Origin of the sequence: Caulobacter sp. 602-1, assembly GCF_003931565.1 — a bacterium.
Lineage (GTDB): Bacteria > Pseudomonadota > Alphaproteobacteria > Caulobacterales > Caulobacteraceae > Caulobacter.
Genome location: NZ_RRYI01000001.1, coordinates 853,287 through 873,094, shown reverse-complemented (window position 1 = coordinate 873,094; position 19,808 = coordinate 853,287). Strand labels below are relative to the sequence as shown.

Sequence of the window (19,808 nt, the reverse complement as noted above, 5' to 3'; positions counted from 1 at the left end):
TGTCCGTCTCGGCAACCCCCTACCGCATGACCGGCGTCGGGATGATCCGCATCGCCTCCAGGCCCACGCCCAGTTGGCGGTCGTCGGGGCCCGCGCCCAGCTCGCGCGGGGTCTTCGGATCGTGGATGTCGAAGGTCACCTTCACGGTCTCGCCCTTCAGGGCTTCCGGCGGCAGGGCCAGCAGGTAGTCGTGGCGCAGCGCCGTGTGCAGGCCGAAGGTGAAGGTCTCCGGCTGACCGCCCGGGACCGAGACGGTGACCGTGCGCGACGGCGACTGCGGCGGCAGGAAGCCGAAGGCCGCGACCTGCACCGAGGCGCTGGAGAGCGTCCGCTGAGCCGGCGAGATCGGCAGTTCGACGACCGCGCGCTTGCCGCCGGACCAGACGCCGCCGCCTTCCGGCAGGCCCCAGCCCTCGCGCAGATAGGGCACGCCCGAGCCGCCCGCCTTGAACAGCAGCGACCGCGGCTCGATGCACGGACCGATCATCACCACGACCAGGCCGACGGGCTTGCCCGAGCGGCAGCCGGGCTTGTCATAGGCGTCGCCCGGCAGGGTCACGATATAGTCGACGTCGCCCGGACGGTCCGGTCGGCCGTCGGCCAGCAGGCTCAGCACATTGCCGCCGTGGGGCGAGCGCAGCATGGCGATGGTGGCCATGTAGGTGGTCACCGGCTTCACGTCGGACGCCGAGAACATCACCTTCTCGCCCTCCAGGCCGCGCGTCAGGCGCACCTCGCGCACGTCGTGGAGGATGGCGTTCAGCCGGGGGACGTCCAGGGCGCTGGGCCGCAGGAACAGGCACAGCATCAACACCAGCTGAGCGGCGAAGGCCGGAGCCGGGCCGAGCGCGGAAACCCAGGCGGGTCTATTGTCTTCGGCGGGGGCCTCGGCGGGGACCGCGCGCACGCCCAGCACGGTCAGGAACCAGAGCGGCGTCACGAAAGCCAACAGGGTGAAGACCCCGAAGCTGTGCTTGAGGACGGCGTATTCCGAGCCGTCGCCCTTGAACACGTACATGCCGTACTGGGCCAGCATGGCCAGGGCCGCGGCCGCGCCCAGGCAGGCCAGCAGCACGGTGGCGGCGGTCGGGCCGGCGTCGGCCTCGACCGCGCCGGGATCGCGGCGCAGCTCGACCAGCAGCACCCAGGCCGACAGCAGGGCCAGCACGATGGCGGCGGCGGCCAGGCCGTTCAGCGGCATGGCGGTGGCCAGGTGCAGGCTGCCGTTGTTGGCCGCCATCCAGCGCATGCGCCAGAAATAGGGGCTGCCGACGACGCCGCCGGCGATGGCGACAAGGCCCACCAGCCCGACCCAGTCGAAGCGGCGGGCGTGGATCAGGTCGCGCAGCCAGGCCAGGCCCAGCATGGCCATCAGGGCGCCGGCCAGTTTCAGGGTCGGCACCAGGTGGAAGCAGCCGCAGAACAGCACCGCGGCGGTGGCGTAGACCACGTAGAGCGGACGCGAGCGGGGCAGCAGCGCCGCGCCGCCGACCAGGCACAGCATGGCCACGGCCTCGCCGACGATCTGCGGGAAGAAGAAGTTGTTGACCAGCTCGGCCCCGAACGCCCCGCGCACGGCGAAGATGTTGACGAGCATGAAGCCGAGGCTGGCGACCAGATAGGTCAGCGACACTCGCCGCGCCTGGTCGAACAGCACCAGCCAGACCACCGCCGCCGACAACACCCCGGCCATCAGCAGGGCGTTCAGCTCGGACCAGCCCAGGGTGGCGAACAGGGCCGCGAACCGGTGGCTGAGCTTGGGGTAGATGAACATCTCGGCCATGAATTCATGGCCCTTCTGCGGGATCAGGAAGGCGTGGCGCACGACCTCCATGACCTGCAGGTGGTAGGAGCTGTCCACCGACAGCGACAGCAGGCGGTCGGTCGACAGCAGGCCGGCCAGCAGCACGCACCAGACCGCCGCGCCGACGCCCCACATCCACTTGGTGTTGTTCGCCACTGGATCCCTCAACTCGATTCTCGCGCGCCCCACGCGCGAGGTTTTCTAGCAGCAAAACGCTAGGGTGAAAGCTTTGGAGGCCAAGGCCTCAGGGCGCCGCCAGCTCGCCGGGCTTCACGGGCGTCAGGCCCGGGATTCCCGCCAGGTCGCGGCCGCAGGCCACGCCAGGACCGAAGTGGTGGCAGTCCGTCCGCTTGGCGATGGGCGCCAGCACGCCGCCGCGCGCCACCCCGTCGGCCACCACCACGGTGATGCGCCGGTCGCCGGGCGCGGCGTCGACGAAGGTCTCCGGCCGGGTGACGATGCAGGGCGGGTCGCTGTCGCGCGCGGTGGGGAAGGTGTTGCCCGTGCCGCCCACGCGGCCGATGGCCTGGAACATCTGCCGCATGACCCTCAGGTCGCGCCAGTTGGCCGAGCAGTAGTAGGTCGGAACGAAGACCCAGGGCCGGTTGGCCGTTTTCGGGCTGGACACCAGGGCGACCGGATAGCTCAGCGGGTCCAGCGAGGCGAAGGTCTCGCGCACGCCGTGGCGCAGATGGCTGGTGTCGACGGCCTGCACGGCCAGGACGGCGGCCAGCACCGCCATCCCCGTCCGGCGCGGCAGGCGGCTGGCCCAGGTGACGGCCAGCGCCAGCAGCAGGTAGCCGACCGCCCAGAAGAACCGCCCGTAGGCGCGGAAACCGCCGATCACCTCGGCGATCTCGCCCTTGGGCCGCGGCAGGTCATAGATGTGGGTCTTGAAGGCGTAGGCCGACCAGCCCACCGCCCAGACCGTCAGGCCGAGCATGGCCAGGGTCATCGGCGCCCAGCGCACCCAGAAGGCCTTGGAGACGCCGCCCTGTCGCACGGCCAGGGTGGCCTGGAAGCCGGCCATGGCCAGGACCAGCAGCAGGGCGCCCGCGCCCAGATACTGGAAGCCCTCGAAGCTCTGGCCGCCGGTGGCGTCCATCACGCCCTCGTACCACGAGCCGTTCCAGGCCTGGCCGGCCAGGGTCGAGGCCTGCGGCCAGAACGGCCCGACCAGGTTCATCGAATAGAGGCCCAGCGCCGTCGCCGCCCCCGTCCAGCCCCGGCCGTCCCGGTAGTCCAGCAGCCAGACCGAGACGGCGATCGCCGCGCCGGCCAGGACCACGGCCCCGGCCACGCGACCCCAGGCGCCGGCCCGGCGCTGCAGCAGCTCGGCCAGCAGGGCCGCGCCGAACACCGCGCCCACCGGCGGCAGGTGATAGGCGTGGACCCCAACCACCAGGGCCAGCAGCGCCGCGAAGCCCGCGATCCGCCGCCAGGTCAGCCCCTCGCGCGCCGACCGCACCGACAGGGTCAGGGCCAGCAGCAGGATCCAGTGGCCCGACAGGGCGATATGGCCGAACTGTCGGGCGATCCAGGCCGGAACCATCAGCGCCATCAGTCCGCCCAGCAGCAGCGTCCAGCGGTCGGTGACGCCCAGGGCCCGCAGCAGGCCGATCATGCTCCAGGCCTGCAGCGGATAGGACAACAACAGGAACAGGCCGATCGGGTTGAACACGTGCGACAGGCCGGTCGCCTTCAACACCAGGGACAGCCAGGGGATGCTGTCTGTGAAGACGATCGAGATCGGCTTGTCGCCCAGCCCGCTCACCGCGGTCAGCGGCCAATGCCAGGGCTGGCGCAGAAAGGCCTCGTAGCCCGCGTTCATCACGGCCATGTCGCCCTTGGGCCGGGTCCAGAACACCGCCTTGGCCGAGGCGATGTCGAAGCCGAACATGAAGCCGCACAGCACGACCGGGATCAGCGTCGCCGCCAGGGCGAACAGGATCCGACTCCCATCGCTTTTGGGATCGACCTTGAACGAAACCATGCGCTCCCCCGAGAACTCGAGGCCCTGCTTAACATCGAAGCTTCGCCCCGCGCAGCCCCGCCGATGGCCGGGGCGTCGCCGGAACAATTACACTTGTAAATAGTTTAGACTTGTAATTCTCAAATTCATCGTCAAACCTCGCCAGGGACGGATGGGAGGCAGGCCATGACGGTGCGGGATTTCGGGACGCGGACCACGCGGCGGCGGTGGACGCCGCTGATCTTCTCGGGCGTGGCCGTGATCGGGATGCTGGGGGCCTTGCTGTTCACCGGCTTCGACCTGGCTTCGTTCGAGCGCGACAACGCCTTCCTGCCCCGGCCCAGCCCCGAACAGCTGGCCCGCTATCGTCCCCGCGCCCAGACCGAGTGGCGGATCGTGCGGGCCAATCTCGACAGCCGCCTCGACCAGACCCTGCCGCTGGAGCTGGGCGCGGTGTGGGCCACCCGGAAGGGCCGGATCTGCGGGCTGGTCAACGGCCGCGGCAGCTTCGGCGGCCTCTCCAGCATGGTGCGGTTCTACACGGTCGACCAGCGGCCGGTGTTCCACCAGGACGTCGAGCACGTCGCCTTCCAGAAGGCCTGGTTCGAGTGCCGCCGCGACCAGTATGTGGCCCTGCACGCCGGGACCATGGAGCCGGGCTTCTGCGGCAGCGAGGCCGGGCGGCGGCATTGCTACAACGTGCGGAACGGCGCGCGGGAATAGGTCGACGGCCTCGGGCGCCAGACTTCGGCTGTCATGGTCATGTCACACCGATCGCGCCCCGTAGCCGCTAGAAGCCGTCTCCATCGAACCTTGCTTCCCTGGGAGACGTCCATGCTCAAAGGTCTTTTGGCCGCCGCCTCATTGTCGCTGGCGATCGGATCGCCCGCCCTGGCGCAGCCCGCCCCTCCGCCGAAGGCCAAGAACGTCATCCTGTTCCTGGCGGACGCAGGCGGCGTTTCGTCGGTGAGCGCCGCCAGCCTGCTGGGCTATGGCGAGCCCTTGAAGCTGCGCGTCCAGCACTGGCCCAACCTCGGCCTCAGCGACACCACGCCGGTCGACCAGTTCGTGTCGGACTCGGCCAACGGCATGTCGGCGATCATGACCGGCGTGAAGACCCGCAACGGCGTGATCAGCCAGTCGCCCGCCGCCGTGCGCGGCAAGACCGACGGCGAGCCGACCAAGACCCTGCTGGAATACGCCGAGGAACACGGCCTGCGCACTGGCGTCGTCACCTCCCAGCCGATCACCGACGCCACGCCGGCGGCGACCTACGCCCATTCGAACGATCGCGGGAAGTGGGGCGAGATCTTCCAGCAGGCCTTCGCCCCGCGCTACGGCGACGGCGTCGACGTGCTGTTCGGGACCGGCCGAGCCAAGATCGGCCAGCAGCTGGCCACGGCGGGAACCGGTTTCGACCAGATCGCCAAGGCGCATGATCGCCCCGTCTACGCCCGGCTGGAGGACGCCCCGCCCGCCAATGCCAGGCCCGTGGTCGTGGCCGACCAGATCGACACCCGCGCGGCGACGCTGCGGGCGCTGGACGTGCTGAAGGGCTCGCCCAAGGGCTATCTGCTGGTGGTCGAATGGGACGCCCACACCGACGACCCGCGCGAGGGCCTTCAGCACATCGTCGACTTCGACAAGCTGATCGCCGAGGTCGAGACGCGCGTCGACCTGAAGGACACCCTGCTGGTGTTCACCGCCGACCATTCCTTCGGCCTGCAGGTGGACGGCGGCCGGCGCGGCGAGCCGCTGCTGGAAGGCTACGAGGCCTGGAAGGCGACCCAGACGCCGGGCGCCAAGGAGGAGGACGTCATCCGCCTCAAGAACGTCATGGTCAACCGGAGCCACACGGGCGAGGAAGTCGCCGCCCTGGCTGTCGGCCCCGGGTCCGAGCGGGTGCGGGGCTACTTCCCCAACACCCACCTGTTCGACGTGATGATGGACGCCTGGGGCTGGAAGAAGGACGGGAAGTAGCTTCCGCATAGATCCTCCCCCGCGCTGCGGGGGAGGTGGCCCAGAGGGCCGGAGGGGGCCAGCTCGGCCTGGGCAGCACTCGCCCCCTCAGTCGGCTCCGCCGACAGCTCCCCCGCATCGCGGGGGAGCATCTTCAGCTAAGCCCCTACTCCGCCGCGTAGCTCTGCAGCGGGCGCACGTCCAGGACCTCTTCGGGCGCCACCGCGATGGCTTGCGCCGCCGCCAGGGCCCCGGCCGAGGTCGTGTAGTACGGCACCTTCATCATCAGGGCGGTGCGGCGGATCTCGAAGCTGTCCTCCAGGGCCTGCTTGCCCTCGGTGGTGTTGAACACCAGCTGGACGCCGCCGTTCTTCATCACGTCGACGATGTGCGGACGGCCCTCCAGGACCTTCTTCACATAGTCGACCTGGACGCCCTGCTCGGCCAGATAGGCGCGCGTGCCCTCGGTCGACAGCACCGTGAAGCCGGCCGCCTGCAGCAGTTTCACCGGCTCGACGATCCAGGGCTTGTCGCTCTCCTTGACCGAGACGAAGGCCACGCCCTTGCGGGGCAGCTTCACGCCGCCGCCCAGCTGGCTCTTGGCGAAGGCGCGGGCGAAGGCGGGAGCCATGTCGGCCTCGCCCTCGCGCTTCCAGTCCAGGCCCATGACCTCGCCGGTCGAGCGCATTTCCGGGCCCAGCACCGTGTCGACGCCGGCGAAGCGGGCGAACGGGAAGACCGCTTCCTTGACCGCGATGTGGTCGTAGGGGACGTCCTTGAGGCCGAAGCTGGCCAGGGTCTCGCCGGCCATGATCTTGGCGGCGATGGCGGCGACGGGCTGGCCGATGGTCTTGGCCACGAACGGCACGGTGCGCGAGGCGCGCGGGTTCACTTCCAGCACATAGATGCGCGGATTCTCGCCGTGCGGCTCCTCGATGGCGAACTGCACGTTCATCAGGCCGCGGACGTTCAGAGCCAGGGCCATCTTCACCGTCTGGCGCTTCAGTTCCTCGACCGTTTCGGCCTTCAGCGAGAAGGGCGGCATCGAGCAGGCCGAGTCGCCCGAGTGGACGCCGGCTTCCTCGATATGCTCCAGCACGCCGGCCACGAACACGTCCTTGCCGTCGCACAGGGCGTCGACGTCCACCTCCGTGGCGCGGCTCAGATAGTGGTCCAGCAGGATCGGGTGCTCGAACGAGATCTCGCCGGTGTTGGCGATGTAGCGTTCCAGGTGCTCGTGGTCGCGGATGATCTCCATGCCCCGGCCGCCCAGCACGTAGGACGGACGCATCACGAACGGGAAGCCGATCTTGTCGCCTTCGGCCCGGGCCTCGTCCCAGGTGCGGGCGATGGCGTTCTCGGGCTGGGCGATGTCGAGGCCGTTCAGCAGTTGCTGGAAGCGCTCGCGGTCCTCGGCCAGGTCGATGGCGTCGGGGCTGGTGCCCAGGATCGGCACGCCGGCTTCTTCCAGGGCGTGGGCCAGCTTCAGCGGGGTCTGGCCGCCGAACTGGACGATGACGCCGGCCAGCGTGCCCTTGCTCATCTCGACATGCAGCAGCTCCAGCACGTCCTCGGCCGTCAGCGGCTCGAAGTACAGGCGGTCGGAGGTGTCGTAGTCGGTCGAGACGGTCTCGGGGTTGCAGTTGACCATGATCGACTCGATGCCGATGGCGTCGAGCGCGAAGGCCGCGTGGCAGCAGCAGTAGTCGAACTCGATGCCCTGGCCGATCCGGTTGGGACCGCCGCCCAGGATCACCGCCTTCTTGCGGTCGGACGGCTCGCTCTCGCACTCGGGAACCTGGCCCAGGGCGCCGGTCTCGTAGGTCGAGTACATGTAGGGCGTCGAGGCCAGGAACTCGCCGGCGCAGCTGTCGATGCGCTTGAAGACCGGGCGGACCGACAGCTCCTGACGCAGGGCGCGCACGGCGCCTTCGGTCGAGCCGGTCAGCTTGGCGAGGCGCGCGTCGGAGAAGCCTTGGGCCTTGAGGGCGCGGAAGCCCGCGGCGTCCTTGGGCAGGCCGCCGGCGCGGACCCAGCCTTCCTGGCGGATCAGCTCGGCGATCTGGCGCAGGAACCAGGGCTCGTAGGAACAGGCGGCGTTGACCTCTTCCACGGTCAGGCCGTGGCGGAAGGCCTGGGCGATGACGCGCAGGCGGTCGGGAGTCGGGGTGCCCAGGGCGCGGATCACCGCGGCCTTGCCGGTGTCGGGATCGTCGGCGCCGTGGATCTCCACCTCGTCGAAGCCCGACAGGCCGGTCTCCAGGCCGCGCAGGGCCTTCTGGACGCTTTCCTTGAAGGTGCGGCCGATGGCCATCACCTCGCCGACCGACTTCATGGCCGTGGTCAGCAGCGGTTCCGAACCCGGATACTTCTCGAAGGCGAAGCGCGGGATCTTGGTGACGACATAGTCGATGCTGGGCTCGAACGAGGCCGGGGTCGCGCCGCCGGTGATGTCGTTCTTCAGCTCATCCAGGGTGTAGCCGACGGCCAGGCGCGCGGCGACCTTGGCGATCGGGAAGCCGGTGGCCTTCGAGGCCAGGGCGGACGAGCGCGACACGCGCGGGTTCATCTCGATGACGACCATGCGGCCGTCCTTCGGGTTCAGGGCGAACTGGACGTTCGAGCCGCCGGTCTCGACGCCGATCTCGCGCAGCACGGCGATCGAGGCCGCGCGCATCCACTGGTATTCCTTGTCCGTCAGGGTCAGGGCCGGGGCGACGGTGATCGAGTCGCCGGTGTGGACGCCCATCGGGTCGATGTTCTCGATCGAGCAGACGATGATGCAGTTGTCCGCCGTGTCGCGGACCACTTCCATCTCGTATTCCTTCCAGCCGAGGACGCTTTCCTCGATCAGGACTTCCGTGGTCGGCGAGAGGTCCAGACCGCGCGCGACGATCTCCTCGAACTCCTCGACATTGTAGGCGATGCCGCCGCCGGTGCCGGCCAGGGTGAACGACGGACGGATGATCGCCGGCAGGCCGACGAACTCCAGGCCTTCGCGGGCCTCGTCCATGTTGTGGGCGGCCTTGGACTTGGGGCTTTCGAGGCCCAGCTTGTCCATGGCGTCGCGGAACTTCTGGCGGTCCTCGGCCTTGTCGATGACCTCGGCCTTGGCGCCGATCATCTCGACGCCGAACTTGGCGAGCGTGCCGTCGGCTTCCAGGGCCAGGGCCGTGTTCAGCGCGGTCTGACCGCCCATGGTCGGCAGCAGGGCGTCGGGACGCTCCTTCTCGATGATCTTGGCGACCATCTCAGGCGTGATCGGCTCGATATAGGTCGCGTCCGCCACGTCCGGATCGGTCATGATCGTGGCCGGGTTCGAGTTGACCAGGATGATCCGGTAGCCCTCGGCCCGCAGCGCCTTACAGGCCTGGACGCCCGAATAGTCGAACTCGCAGGCCTGACCGATGACGATCGGGCCGGCGCCGATGATCAGGATCGAGGAAAGGTCGGTTCTCTTGGGCATGGCTAACTCGCGCAAAGACACGGTCGCGCACATCCGCGCGCCCGCTGTCGACCATCTTGCAGGTTAAGCCGCCCGTTTAGAGACGGAGTCGGCCCGGCGCAACCCCCGCGTCTCACGAGGCGGTTAACGCCAGTCTTGCCGAACGAAGTTCAGCGAGCGTCGCAGCTCTTCAGGTCGAAGAACTGGCGCGGAAGGCTGTCACGGTCCGCGTCGTCGCGCGGCGACGGTCGGCGCGGTTCTGAGCGCATGGACCGCCTTTTCGGCGGCGATGCGGCGAACATGAAGGCTCTAGGGGTTCGCCGCCGCCGAGGCGTCCTTCGACGCCGCGGCCGCCGCCTTCGCCTCCGCCGAAGGATCGGTGGGCGCGACCCAGGCGGCTCCCGTCTTGCCCATCTTGTAGCCCAGGGTGAACAGCGACCGCAGGCTCTTGGACGAGAAGTCCAGGCCCGAGAAGTCGCCCTGCGCGTCGTCCGGGATGGCCGTGTACTGGAAGACCCCGCCGTTGCGGCGCGTGAACGCGGCGTTGGCGGTCAGGTTGGTGCGCATCTGGGCCTTGTTCATGGCGATCCACGAGCGCCCCAGGATCGACAGGGCGTCGCCCTTGGTGAAGCCGAAGCCGCCGTCGATCTGACCGTTGACGATCACGCGCACCTCGCCGGGCCCGGCCTTGTCGCGCCCAGGCAGGATCGACAGCAGCAGGGCCTCCGGCGCGATGAAGAAGGGCGTGGTCACGCTGCCGTCGACATGCATCTCCGAGAGCTTGCGATTGGCGCCCTGGACCTCGATCAGGCTGGGCGGGAACACGCCCGGAATGCTGGCTGAGGCCACCAGCACGTCGCGGAACAGCTGCAGGGAGGCCGCGTCGCCGCGCGCGGCGATGGCGCCCATGTCCCAGATCACCGTCTGCTCGGTGTCGAGATTGGTCGTGGCGATCAGCAGCCGCCGCCCCTTGGCGTTCTCCAGGGCCACGGCGTAGAGCATGGGGTAGTCGACATACTTGTCGACCAGCTGCCGCAGCGCGTGGTTGCGGAAGACGCTGGGCGCGAAGAACAGGTCCAGCCCGCGCCTCTGCAGGATGCGGTCGACGGCGTCGCTGGTGTAGGCCTGGGTCAGGCGCCGATCCCAGTCCTTGCCCAGAAAGGCGAAGGGCGCGGTCAGGGCGCCGGTCGAAACCCCGGTGACGATGTCGAACTCCGGCCGGGTTCCGGCGTCGGACCAGCCAACCAGAACGCCCGCTCCGTAGGCGCCGTTCGAGCCGCCGCCCGAGATCGCCAGCACATTGACCTTGCGCCCCGCGATGCGGTCGTGAACGCCCTGGGCGAACTTCAGGCTGGCCTCCGGATCGACCGCGCTGAAGCGGACATCGACCAGGCCGCTCGGGGCGACCGACCCCAGGTCGGAAGCCGTGAACGCATCGCGCGGGAGGGTGCCGCAGGCCGTGAGGACCAGGACGAGGGTCAGAGCGGCTAAGGCGCGAAGGCCGCGCATGGGGCGTCTCCGGATTTGGGGCGATGATTAGCCAAATTGGCCCGCCAGGGGAATGACCCGTCTGCCCCAGGCCGATGCTTGCAAGTCATTATTGATAGAAAATGAGACGATCTCGCGTGGCGGATGATGGTCACGGAGGCGCGGGCCGAACGCGCGCGGCGCGCCGAGCGGCCGAATGAAAGCGGGCGAGTAAAGAGGGCGGCCCAAACGAAAACAGGCCAGCGCGAGCGCTGGCCTGTTGACTTGAACCCGTGGGTCCAACCGCGTCGGGTCGATTAGACCGCTTGCAGTTGGCCGGCCGAGGTCTTGCCGCTGCGGCGGTCGACTTCCGGCTCGAACGAGATCTTCTGACCTTCGTTCAGCGAGCCGAGGCCCGCGCGTTCGACGGCCGAGATGTGCACGAAGATGTCCGCGCCGCCGTTGTCCGGCTGAATGAAGCCAAAGCCCTTGGTGGAATTGAACCACTTCACGGTGCCAGTAGCCATGGTGAGTATCCTTGTAGACAAGTGTGTTCGTCGGCCGAAAACGTCCCGATCGACGATCAAATTTCGTTGGAAGTTCGGAAGGCGCGTCCGGCGCTCCACCACGGGAGCAAGGAATAGCAGGCCGAGCGGCAGCGAATTCGATACCCCACAGTCGGCGATTTTATTTCAGAAATCAAGGCCGGAATTTCCGGTCTACTTAACGGGAATCTCGGCCCCCCGCTGGGCTTCAAGCTTTGCCTCGTCAGCCGGCCGGACGTCACCGACGCGCCCGCCCGCCCGCTCGAAGATCGCGGCTCGCGCGAAATCGGTCTTGCGAGACTCGTAATTGCAATTCATTCTCATAAGCATCATCGCGAGGAGACGACGATGGTTCTGCGGGAGACGGGCGCCAGCTGGCTGGCGTCGATGATGCGGGCCGAGCGCGAGCCCGAAGAGCGGAGCGCGCCGGAACCGGCGTCGCTGCTGGACGGCGCGCCGGAGCCGGAAATGGTCGAGGCGCTGGAGCGATGGACGTTCTCCCGCGGGAGAACGGTCGCGGAGTGACCGAGCGGGGCCCCCTCCCCCTCCGCCTCACTTCGCGAACGGCCATATCCAGGCGATCAGCCATGGCGCGATCAGCAGGATCAGCGCGGTGAGCGGCGCGCCCAGCCGGGCGTAGTCCCCGAATCGATAGCCGCCCGGGCCCAGCACCAGGGTGTTGCACTGGTGGCCGACGGGCGTGAGGAAGTCGCAGCCCGCCCCCACCGCCACGGCCATCAGGAACGGATCGGGCGACAGGCCCAGCCGCTGGGCCACGCCCATGCCGATCGGGGCGGCGATCAGCACCGTGGCGGCGTTGTTCAGGAACGGCGTGGCCGCCATGGCCACGGCCATCATCGCGGTCAGGGTGGCGATCGGCGGCAGGCCGTGGAAGGCCCCCGACAGCCAGGCGGAGATCAGGTCGGCGCCGCCGGTCTTCTGCACCGTGTCGCTGACCGGGATCAGGGCCGCGACCAGCACCAGCACCGGAGCCTCCAGGGCCGCGTAGGCCTCGCGCATCCGCAGGGCGCCGACGGCCACCACCAGCACCGCCGCGCCGAAGAAGCCCGCCGCCACCGGGACCAGGCCGGTCGCCACCAGCCCCATGGCCACCGCCAGGATCACCACCGGCGCCAGCGCGTGCCGCACTCCGCCCAGCCGCACCTCGCGCTCGGCCAGCGGCAACAGGCCCAGGGCCTGCAGCGCGCCCGGCAGCGACTGCTCGGCGCCCTGCAGCACCACGAGGTCGCCGGCCTTCAGGCGGATGGTCGCCAGGCGGCCGGCCATGCGGCGCCCGCCGCGCGACACCCCCAGCAGGTTGACGCCATGGGTGTCGGAAAGGGTGACGCCGCGCGCCGACTGGCCGATCAGGTCGCTCTCGCGGCCGATCACCGCCTCGACCACGCGGATCTCCTCGGTCGGCTCGTTCATGGCCACCGGCCGGTCGGCGTCGCGCAGGCGCAGCTTGGCCGCGACGATCAGCTGGTTCAGCTCCTGCTGCTCGCCTTCCAGCAACAGCACGTCGCCGGGATGGATCTTGAGATTGGCGTGCGGCGCCTCGATGCGCTTGCGTCCGCGCAGGATGGCGACCACCGAGACCGCGCCCTCGGCGGCTCTCTTCAGGGCGCCGACGCTGCCGGCCTGGAAGCTCCAACCCTCGGGGACCTCGACCTCGGTGACATAGGCGCTGGCCGCCAGGGCCGCGTCGACATCGATGGCCGCCTTGCGGTCGCGCGGCAGCAGCCGGTAGGCGAAGGTCAGATAGGCGACGGCGATCACCGTCAGGATGCCGCCGACCGGGAAGAAGTCGAACATCCTGAACGGCTGACCCAGGGCCTCCTGGCGCACCTCCGAGACGATGATGTTGGGCGAGGTGCCGACCAGCACGGCCAGCCCGCCGACCAGCGAGCCGAAGCTCATCGGCATCAGCAGGCGACCGGGCGACACGCCGGTGCGGCGGGCGATCTGCAGGGCGCTGGGCATCATCAGGGCCAGGGCCCCGACGTTCTTGGTGGCCATGGACAGCACGGCCGTGGTCGCGGCCAGCACGGGAACCTGAGTGCGCTCGTCCTTCAGCCTGGGTAGCAGCGGGGCCATGACCAGGTCGACGATTCCCGAGCGCGCGACGGCGGCGCTCAGCACCAGGGCGCTGGCGATGATGATGACGATGTCGTTGGCGAAGCCCTCGAAGGCCGCCTTCACGGGGATCAGGCCCATGGCCATGCCCGCCGCCAGCGCCCCCAGGGCGATCAGGTCGTAACGCCACCGCCCCCACACGAACGCGGCGATGGTGGCCGCGATCAGACCGAACGCGAGGCCTTGGTGCAGTGTCACGTGTGGAGTTCCCCGAAGCTGTGCTTCGGGGAAACGGGCGGAGCGGTGAAAAGATGCTCCCCGCGATACGGAGGAGCATCCGACCCTAGTTCAGCGCCTTGCGCGCGGCTTCCCAGTACTGGGCGCCGGTGATCAGGGTCACCAGGGTCGCCAGCCACAGCAGGCCGTGGGCCACGATCGTGAAGCCGCCCATCACGCTCGGCTCCGGCGACAGGCCGAACGCGCCCCAGCTGGCCAGGATCAGTTCGGCGCCGATGGCCACCAGCTGCAGCGTCGTCTTCCACTTGGCCAGCAGGGTCACCGGCAGCTTGACGCCCTTGCCCGCGCCCACCTCGCGCAAGGCGCTGACCGCGAACTCGCGGAACAGGATCAGGCCGGCCGGCAGCACGACCATGGCGTTGGGCCCCAGCGCCATCAGGCCCAGCAGGGCGCCGCAGACCAGGATCTTGTCGCCGATGGGGTCGAGGATCGCGCCCCAGACGCTGACCGCATCCAGCTTCCGCGCCAGCCAGCCATCGAAGAAGTCGGTCACCGAGGCCACCACGAAGGCGTAGAACGCCCAGCGCTCCAGCCGCAGCTGCGCTTCGGCCGTCAGGGTCTCGCTCAGATACGGCACGGCGCCCGCCGCGGCCGCCAGGGCGACGAACATGAACAGCGCCATCACGAGGCGCGAGCCGGTCAAGATATTGGGCAGGTTCTTCATGGCGCTGTTCATAACGCACAAAAGCCCGAAGGGGCTACGGCCACGCTCCTTGGAGCCCTCATTGGCGCGTTCCGGCCCCGGGATCGCGAGCGGCGAAACCGCTGCCGCCGGCGCCTAACGCGCTTTAACCGAGACGTCTGATTTTTGAGACGCCGGGCGCGACTCGCTTCGCTATACAAGTTCGAAGAGCGGCGAGGCGCTCGTCACGGCGGGGCCGCCCAGGCATGGAAGACCCGGACCAGCGAGGCTTTGGACGGCGGCGCGGCGTCAGTTCGGTGCGCGGCCGGCTCGTGCTCCTGACCGTCAGCCTGTTGGTTCCGGCCCTGCTGTCGATGGGCTTTCTGCTGGCCAGCGCCGACCGCGAATCGCGCGGGCGCCTGTACCAGCAACTGGTCACCACCGCCCGGGCCCTGAACGGCGCCGTCGACCGCCAGGCGGCCGTGGGCGTCTCGACGGCCGAGACCCTGGCCACCGACCAGGCCCTGGTCAACGGCGACTGGGCCGCCTTCCACGCCCGCGCCCGCCGCGCCATGGAGCGACGCCCCGGCTGGATCGTCATCGCCGACGCCGACGGCCAGCAGGTGGTCAACACGCTCAAGCCCTATGGGGCGCCCCTGCCCCGCATCAAGCGCACCCGCGAGGAGGCCGCCGCCTTCTCGGCCGGGCGGAGCAAGGTTTCGGACCTGCTGGACGGCCCCGTCGCCGGCAAGCCGGTGATCACGGTCGGCACGCCGATCGTGGTCAAGGGCCGGTTCTACGTCCTGTCCTACGTGGTCGACGCGGCCTCGTTCGCCTCGGTGTTCCGCCAGCAGCGGGTCCCCGACCGCTGGGTGGCCACCCTGCTGGACAACCAACGCCATGTGATCGCCCGCTCGCGGCTGAACGAGACGTTCACCGGACGCCTGGCCTCCAAGGACATGGAGGAGAACCTCCGCCACTCGACCGAAGGCGTCAGCAAGAGCATCTCGCTGGAAGGCGTGCCGACCATGGTCGCCTATACCCGCTCGCCCCAGACCGGCTGGACCCTGGTGGTGGCCATCCCGCGCGAGGACCTGGCCAGCACGGTCAACCGGGCCGTGGCGGTGGGAACCGGGATCTTCCTTCTGCTGCTGGTGCTCGGCGTGGCCCTGGCGCTGGTCTATTCGCGGCGCATCAACCAGGAGATCCGCCGCCTGGTGTCGGACGCCGGCGCCATCGGTCGCGGCGAGACCCTGCCGCCCGCCGATCCCGACAGCCTGGAGGAGATCGCCGCCGTCCACGCCGCCCTCCGCCAGGCCTCCCGCGAGCTGAAGACCCGCGAGGAGCGCCAGGAGGTGATGATCAACGAGCTGAACCACCGCGTGAAGAACACCCTGGCCACGGTGCAGGCCCTGGCCCGCCAGACCTTCGCCAAGACGCCGAACGCCAAGGACGAGGGCGCGCCGCTCGAGGTGTTCACCGACCGGCTGATCGCGCTCTCGGGCGCCCATGACCTGCTGACCCGCACCGGCTGGCGCGAGGCCGACATGGCCGCCCTGGTCGAGGCCAGCCTGGGCGCGCATGTGGAGCGCGTCGATCGGTCCGGACCCGAGGTGGCCCTGGCCCCGCACACGGCCGTGGGCCTGTCGATGGTGTTCCACGAGCTGGCCACCAACAGCGCCAAGTACGGCGCCCTGTCCGCGCCGGGCGGCCGGGTCGAGGTGACCTGGAAGCGCGACCCGGTCACCGACAACCTGGTCTTCATCTGGCGCGACGTCGGCGGCCCGCCGGTCACCCCGCCCGCCTCGGCCGGCTTCGGCACCCGCCTGATCGAAAGCTCGATCCGCCGCGAGCAGAAGGGCCAGGCCCGGTTCGACTTCCGGCCGGACGGCCTGGTCTTCGAAGCCAATCTGCCCCTGCCCGAGCAGGCGCGATGGAGCAACACGTTCTGAGGACGGAAAGCCCCGCCGGTCCGCCCTTGCGCCGGGAGCCTCCACCGACCGCCCTAACAGCGGACATTCCGGTCGTCTATTCGGGGTGGCTAGCCGCCTTTAGCTTCCGCTAGGCGCTGCGCAACTCGCCTCGCGTTGATCGGCGACTCGGCTGCAATTAGCTCTAGCGCTTCCTTTGCCCGCGTTGCGATCATGACCTCGGGGCTTCCCTGACCGCCCCGATTGGCGAAGCGTAGGGCTTCGCGAACAGCTCGCCGAAGGTCTTCGCCTTTCAACTTCTTGAAGAGCGTCACAAAGTCCTGGGCGCTCAAATTGGCGAGGAACTCCACATCGCGTGTGTTCCAACCGCTTTGACAGCTAATGCGGATCAAGACGTCACCAGCGTCCAGCGCCGGTGGCGCGAACGAAGCGTGCTTCTCCACAAACGCCGCAATCAAATCCGGATCAGTGACATCGCCCTTGAACGCGTATTCACTGAGGTCCCAAAATTCCACCGGCTCGTTGCGGATATCGACATAGTACCGCGCTAAGGCCTTGGCCTGCTCCTCGCGGCCCAATTCCTTGAAGAGCCGGACCGTACCGCTCGCATTAAGCGGCGTGATCGCATTGGCGTTCGCTCGAAACGCCGCGTCCAGGCCGTCGAGCACCGCGTCAGCGTTGTCGTCGAACGAGTCGTGATATTTTGCCCAGGCCTCGTGGACGGAATTTCCTTGATCACCAAACTGCAAGCTGGCCGCTAGGTCATCGGCCGCCGCCTTCAGCTGCGCCTCGTCGAAGAAGCCACGCTCGACACCAGCCATGACCTTCAAGTCGAATTCGTCCGTCGATGAATATTCATACTCGATCAGCAGATCACGCCACTTGGCGTATTCTTCGGAAGGCTGACCGACCAGTCCGGTAAAGCGGTTGAATTTGCGCAAGAATTCGAGTGGTGGAGCGCTATCAGGCTGGAATTTGGAGAAGGTGTAAAGCGCCATGGATGACACCGCCTGCTCAAGGATCCTCCCGTCATAACCGAGAAGGATTTCACCTAGGCGTTTGGCATGTCGCTCGATCTTCTTGATGACCCGGATATTGACGATCGACAGCGTCACGCAATGACGCACTAATCGGTCTCGCAGGGCAATGCCTGGGCTGACTCCTATCTCAGCCGCTTCAGATGGAGAGGGATTGAAGGTCAGCGATATGTCCGCGACCTTCTCCAGCTGCGCTTCGAAGGCTTCCTTGCCATCTCCCGGAATTTTTTCTGCGTTCAGTAATACGATAACCTTGCAGGCCTTCTGTTCCTTTAGTTCGGAGACCAGGCCCAGCACATCGTGTACTGCCAGGCCTTTTCCCGACCGTTCCAAATCATCAATGCAAATGAGCTGAGATCCCATGGTCGCAAATAACACCCGCTCGCTGAGCGCCACATAGTCCTTCACCTTAGGCGTCAAGCGCGCATAAGCCGTGAGCTTTCGCCCGCCAGCTTCGGCCGATTTTATGACCGAGGCGAGGTTTGGCTTTGTGGGCGCCCCTGCGAGCGGAACCGTGTTTTCAAATACAGCACTACGAACATCGTCGAGCGAATTTCGACCAAACAGACTAACGTAAGAATAGCGTTTGAGTCCAATCGCCCCCTCGCTATCCGCCTCTTGAAGGTACTTATTCCACGCGAAAGTCTTTCCAACACCCCACTTCCCGGAAATGCAAAGCACCTCTGCGTCGAAGCTTGCCAAGAACCGACGGATTTCTTTCTCAAGAAGCTCGATCGACATTATACCCCCAGCTGACTTGGCGTCAGCGCAGTCGCGTTAGCGACAGGCTATTACGCTTTTGCCACCCAGGGTAAGACTTCCGCCTCGCCCGACAACGGGACTAATGAAACGTCCGCAGCGGGTCGGGAGCCCCCGCCAGTATTCTTCCGGCAAGCGGCCCCTCAGATCGCCTGTGTCGGGACGATCGTCGATCCCGATGGATTTCCGCCATGGACGCGGGGATGACGGCGTACTGCGTAAGGACCTGACGCGCGCGCACGGAGTCAGCTAAACCCTGTCCGCATGAGCTACACCGACGCCGAGATCGCCGCCCTGGCCGAGGGGCTGCTGGACCGCAGCCTGCCCAAGGACCAGTGGACCCATGCCGCGCACCTGACCGCCACCCTGCGCCTGGTCCGTCTGCGCGACGCGAACCTGGAGCGCGACCTGCCGTGGGTGATCCGCACCTACAATGTCGCGGTCGGCGGCCAGAACACCGAGACGGCCGGCTATCACGAGACCATCACCCAGGCCTATCTGGCCGCGATCCGCGCCTTCGAGGCGGCCCTGCCGCCCGGAACGTCCGACGCCGAGGCCGTCGCCCTGCTGCTGGCCACGCCGCTGGGCGACAAGAACTGGCCGCTCACGCACTGGTCGCGCGAGCGGCTGTTCTCGGTCGAGGCCCGCCGCTGGTGGGTGGACCCCGACCTGAAGCCGCTGGCCCATCCGCCCGCGCCGCGGAACGACCTCTAGTTCTTGGCCCAGGGGATGAATTCGCCCAGCCGGACGCCGCCGGTATAGCCGGCGGCCGCGCCGCGCCCGCCGTTGTCGCCCACGAACAGGTTGTTGCCCTCGCACAGGCTCGGGGTGTCGCCGACGAGCAGCGCGTTGTTCGAGTTCAGGTCGTCGAGGCCCGCGGTCGGCCGGTTGACGTACAGCGTCGGGCTGCCGCGCAGGCGGTAGACGATGGCCGTGCCGTTGATGATCTGCGTGGTGATGATCTTGCGCGTCTCGAGGCAGTTGACCCCGGCGAGAACGGTCCGACCTTCCAGCATCTTGGCCAGCGTCGCCTCGCCCTTGGCGTTCTCGGCCCGCGCGCCGGAGGCCGCCAGGACCCCCATCGCCGCCACCACGGCCCAGACCTTGTGTTGACTACCCATTCCGCGTCGCCCCTTAGCAATCGACATAGAGGGCGCCAGACTCAACCTCAAATAGTCGCAAGTCAATGTCGGATCCTAGGGGCGCCCCTTCAGAGCCCGGGCCACGATCGGAGCCAGGGCCTCGCCGATCTTCCGGGCGCCGGCCGCGTTGGGATGGACGCCGTCCCGCTGCAGCAGGGCCGCGTTGCCGCCCACTCCGGCCAGGATATTGGCGTAGAGCGGGACCCCGAACTCCCGCGCCAGGCTGGGATAGATCGCATTGAATTCGCGGGCGTAGGACACCCCGATGGTCGGGGGCGCGCCGACGCCGACCAGCACCGCGCCGACGCCGCGGCTTTTAAGCTTCTGCAGGACGCCGCGCAGATTGGCCCTGGTCTGGGCCGGCTCGACGCCTTGCAGCAAGTCGTTGCCGCCCAGCGCCACCACGCAGACCCGGGTGTCGGCCGCGACGCTGAAGCCGACCCGCGCCAGGCCGCCGCCGCTGGTGTCGCCCGAGACGCCGGCGGCCCGGACCACGGCCGAAACCCCCAGCTTGCCCAGCGCCGCCTGAAGTTGGGCCGGCATGGCGTCGCGCGCCGGCAGGCCCAGGCCCGCCGTGATCGAGTCGCCTAATACGGTGACGATTTGCGGCTTCCCCGGCGGCTTGGGGGCGGCGGCGATCTGGGTCAGGAGGCCAAGGCCGAGCAAAATGCGGCGACGGCTGGGAAAACGCTGTGCGGTCAGGCTCATGCCTTCCTATGTAGTCAGGCTGCCGGCCGAACAAGGACCGGCCC

The 19,808-nt window shown here is 68.3% G+C and carries 15 protein-coding genes; 5 read left to right on the top strand and 10 right to left on the bottom strand.

What is annotated here, in order from left to right:
* Window positions 1-19: 19 nt before the first annotated feature.
* Window positions 20-1,960, bottom strand: coding sequence for a hypothetical protein (locus EIK80_RS04065; RefSeq protein WP_233586414.1), 1,941 nt, complete (start codon window positions 1,958-1,960; stop codon window positions 20-22).
* Window positions 1,961-2,048: 88 nt separating this feature from the next.
* Window positions 2,049-3,797, bottom strand: a complete 1,749-nt coding sequence (locus EIK80_RS04060; protein ID WP_125155668.1) for a DUF6311 domain-containing protein — start codon at window positions 3,795-3,797, stop codon at window positions 2,049-2,051.
* A gap of 165 nt (window positions 3,798-3,962) precedes the next feature.
* Between EIK80_RS04060 and EIK80_RS04055 the strand changes: the two genes are divergently transcribed.
* Both EIK80_RS04055 and EIK80_RS04050 read left to right on the top strand, forming a co-directional pair.
* The gene (locus EIK80_RS04055; protein WP_125155667.1) at window positions 3,963-4,499 is read left to right on the top strand and encodes a hypothetical protein; all 537 of its coding nucleotides are present in this window, start codon (window positions 3,963-3,965) and stop codon (window positions 4,497-4,499) included.
* 111 nt (window positions 4,500-4,610) lie between these two features.
* A complete protein-coding gene (locus tag EIK80_RS04050) occupies window positions 4,611-5,756 on the top strand; it encodes an alkaline phosphatase (protein WP_125155666.1) in 1,146 nt (381 codons plus the stop codon).
* 145 nt (window positions 5,757-5,901) lie between these two features.
* On the opposite strand, the gene carB is transcribed toward EIK80_RS04050, so the two are convergent.
* From carB to EIK80_RS04035, 3 genes are all read right to left on the bottom strand, one after another.
* Window positions 5,902-9,201 (bottom strand): carbamoyl-phosphate synthase large subunit, encoded by a 3,300-nt coding sequence (gene carB / locus EIK80_RS04045; RefSeq protein WP_125155665.1) that lies wholly within the window; start codon window positions 9,199-9,201, stop codon window positions 5,902-5,904.
* Window positions 9,202-9,489: 288 nt separating this feature from the next.
* Window positions 9,490-10,689 (bottom strand): patatin-like phospholipase family protein, encoded by a 1,200-nt coding sequence (locus EIK80_RS04040; RefSeq protein WP_125155664.1) that lies wholly within the window; start codon window positions 10,687-10,689, stop codon window positions 9,490-9,492.
* Between the two features lie 275 nt (window positions 10,690-10,964).
* Window positions 10,965-11,174: a cold-shock protein gene (locus EIK80_RS04035; RefSeq protein ID WP_099575950.1), complete on the bottom strand. Its 210-nt coding sequence runs from the start codon at window positions 11,172-11,174 to the stop codon at window positions 10,965-10,967.
* A gap of 366 nt (window positions 11,175-11,540) precedes the next feature.
* On the opposite strand from EIK80_RS04035, the gene EIK80_RS26320 reads away from it, so the two are divergent.
* Window positions 11,541-11,717, top strand: coding sequence for a hypothetical protein (locus EIK80_RS26320; RefSeq protein WP_199743367.1), 177 nt, complete (start codon window positions 11,541-11,543; stop codon window positions 11,715-11,717).
* A gap of 27 nt (window positions 11,718-11,744) precedes the next feature.
* On the opposite strand, the gene EIK80_RS04030 is transcribed toward EIK80_RS26320, so the two are convergent.
* Complete coding sequence (locus EIK80_RS04030; protein WP_125155663.1) at window positions 11,745-13,526, bottom strand: SLC13 family permease; 1,782 nt, start codon at window positions 13,524-13,526, stop codon at window positions 11,745-11,747.
* Between the two features lie 85 nt (window positions 13,527-13,611).
* On the bottom strand, window positions 13,612-14,229 hold the full coding sequence (pgsA, locus tag EIK80_RS04025) for a CDP-diacylglycerol--glycerol-3-phosphate 3-phosphatidyltransferase (protein ID WP_125155662.1): 618 nt from the start codon (window positions 14,227-14,229) through the stop codon (window positions 13,612-13,614).
* A gap of 224 nt (window positions 14,230-14,453) precedes the next feature.
* Between pgsA and EIK80_RS04020 the strand changes: the two genes are divergently transcribed.
* Window positions 14,454-16,139 carry a sensor histidine kinase gene (locus EIK80_RS04020; protein ID WP_125155661.1) on the top strand — a complete coding sequence of 562 codons (1,686 nt, stop codon included), beginning with the start codon at window positions 14,454-14,456 and terminating at the stop codon, window positions 16,137-16,139.
* 89 nt (window positions 16,140-16,228) lie between these two features.
* On the opposite strand, the gene EIK80_RS04015 is transcribed toward EIK80_RS04020, so the two are convergent.
* Window positions 16,229-17,896 (bottom strand): hypothetical protein, encoded by a 1,668-nt coding sequence (locus EIK80_RS04015; protein WP_125155660.1) that lies wholly within the window; start codon window positions 17,894-17,896, stop codon window positions 16,229-16,231.
* Between the two features lie 282 nt (window positions 17,897-18,178).
* Here EIK80_RS04015 and EIK80_RS04010 point away from each other — a divergent pair, with 282 nt between their 5' ends.
* Window positions 18,179-18,628, top strand: coding sequence for a hypothetical protein (locus EIK80_RS04010; protein ID WP_125155659.1), 450 nt, complete (start codon window positions 18,179-18,181; stop codon window positions 18,626-18,628).
* Here the strand turns inward: EIK80_RS04010 and EIK80_RS04005 are convergent.
* Window positions 18,625-19,035, bottom strand: coding sequence for a hypothetical protein (locus EIK80_RS04005; protein WP_125155658.1), 411 nt, complete (start codon window positions 19,033-19,035; stop codon window positions 18,625-18,627). The genes EIK80_RS04010 and EIK80_RS04005 overlap by 4 nt on opposite strands.
* 75 nt (window positions 19,036-19,110) lie before the next feature.
* Complete coding sequence (locus tag EIK80_RS04000; RefSeq protein WP_125155657.1) at window positions 19,111-19,764, bottom strand: arylesterase; 654 nt, start codon at window positions 19,762-19,764, stop codon at window positions 19,111-19,113.
* Window positions 19,765-19,808: the final 44 nt, after the last annotated feature.

Excerpts from the sequence above, each read along its gene's own strand:
- EIK80_RS04060 (WP_125155668.1), bottom strand. The coding sequence starts at position 3,797 with ATGGTTTCGTTCAAGGTCGATCCCAAAAGCGATGGGAGTCGGATCCTG.
- EIK80_RS04055 (WP_125155667.1), top strand. The coding sequence starts at position 3,963 with ATGACGGTGCGGGATTTCGGGACGCGGACCACGCGGCGGCGGTGGACG.
- EIK80_RS04050 (WP_125155666.1), top strand. The coding sequence starts at position 4,611 with ATGCTCAAAGGTCTTTTGGCCGCCGCCTCATTGTCGCTGGCGATCGGA.
- carB (WP_125155665.1), bottom strand. The coding sequence starts at position 9,201 with ATGCCCAAGAGAACCGACCTTTCCTCGATCCTGATCATCGGCGCCGGC.
- EIK80_RS04040 (WP_125155664.1), bottom strand. The coding sequence starts at position 10,689 with ATGCGCGGCCTTCGCGCCTTAGCCGCTCTGACCCTCGTCCTGGTCCTC.
- EIK80_RS04035 (WP_099575950.1), bottom strand. The coding sequence starts at position 11,174 with ATGGCTACTGGCACCGTGAAGTGGTTCAATTCCACCAAGGGCTTTGGC.
- EIK80_RS26320 (WP_199743367.1), top strand. The coding sequence starts at position 11,541 with ATGGTTCTGCGGGAGACGGGCGCCAGCTGGCTGGCGTCGATGATGCGG.
- pgsA (WP_125155662.1), bottom strand. The coding sequence starts at position 14,229 with ATGAAGAACCTGCCCAATATCTTGACCGGCTCGCGCCTCGTGATGGCG.
- EIK80_RS04020 (WP_125155661.1), top strand. The coding sequence starts at position 14,454 with ATGGAAGACCCGGACCAGCGAGGCTTTGGACGGCGGCGCGGCGTCAGT.
- EIK80_RS04015 (WP_125155660.1), bottom strand. The coding sequence starts at position 17,896 with ATGTCGATCGAGCTTCTTGAGAAAGAAATCCGTCGGTTCTTGGCAAGC.
- EIK80_RS04010 (WP_125155659.1), top strand. The coding sequence starts at position 18,179 with ATGAGCTACACCGACGCCGAGATCGCCGCCCTGGCCGAGGGGCTGCTG.
- EIK80_RS04005 (WP_125155658.1), bottom strand. The coding sequence starts at position 19,035 with ATGGGTAGTCAACACAAGGTCTGGGCCGTGGTGGCGGCGATGGGGGTC.
- EIK80_RS04000 (WP_125155657.1), bottom strand. The coding sequence starts at position 19,764 with ATGAGCCTGACCGCACAGCGTTTTCCCAGCCGTCGCCGCATTTTGCTC.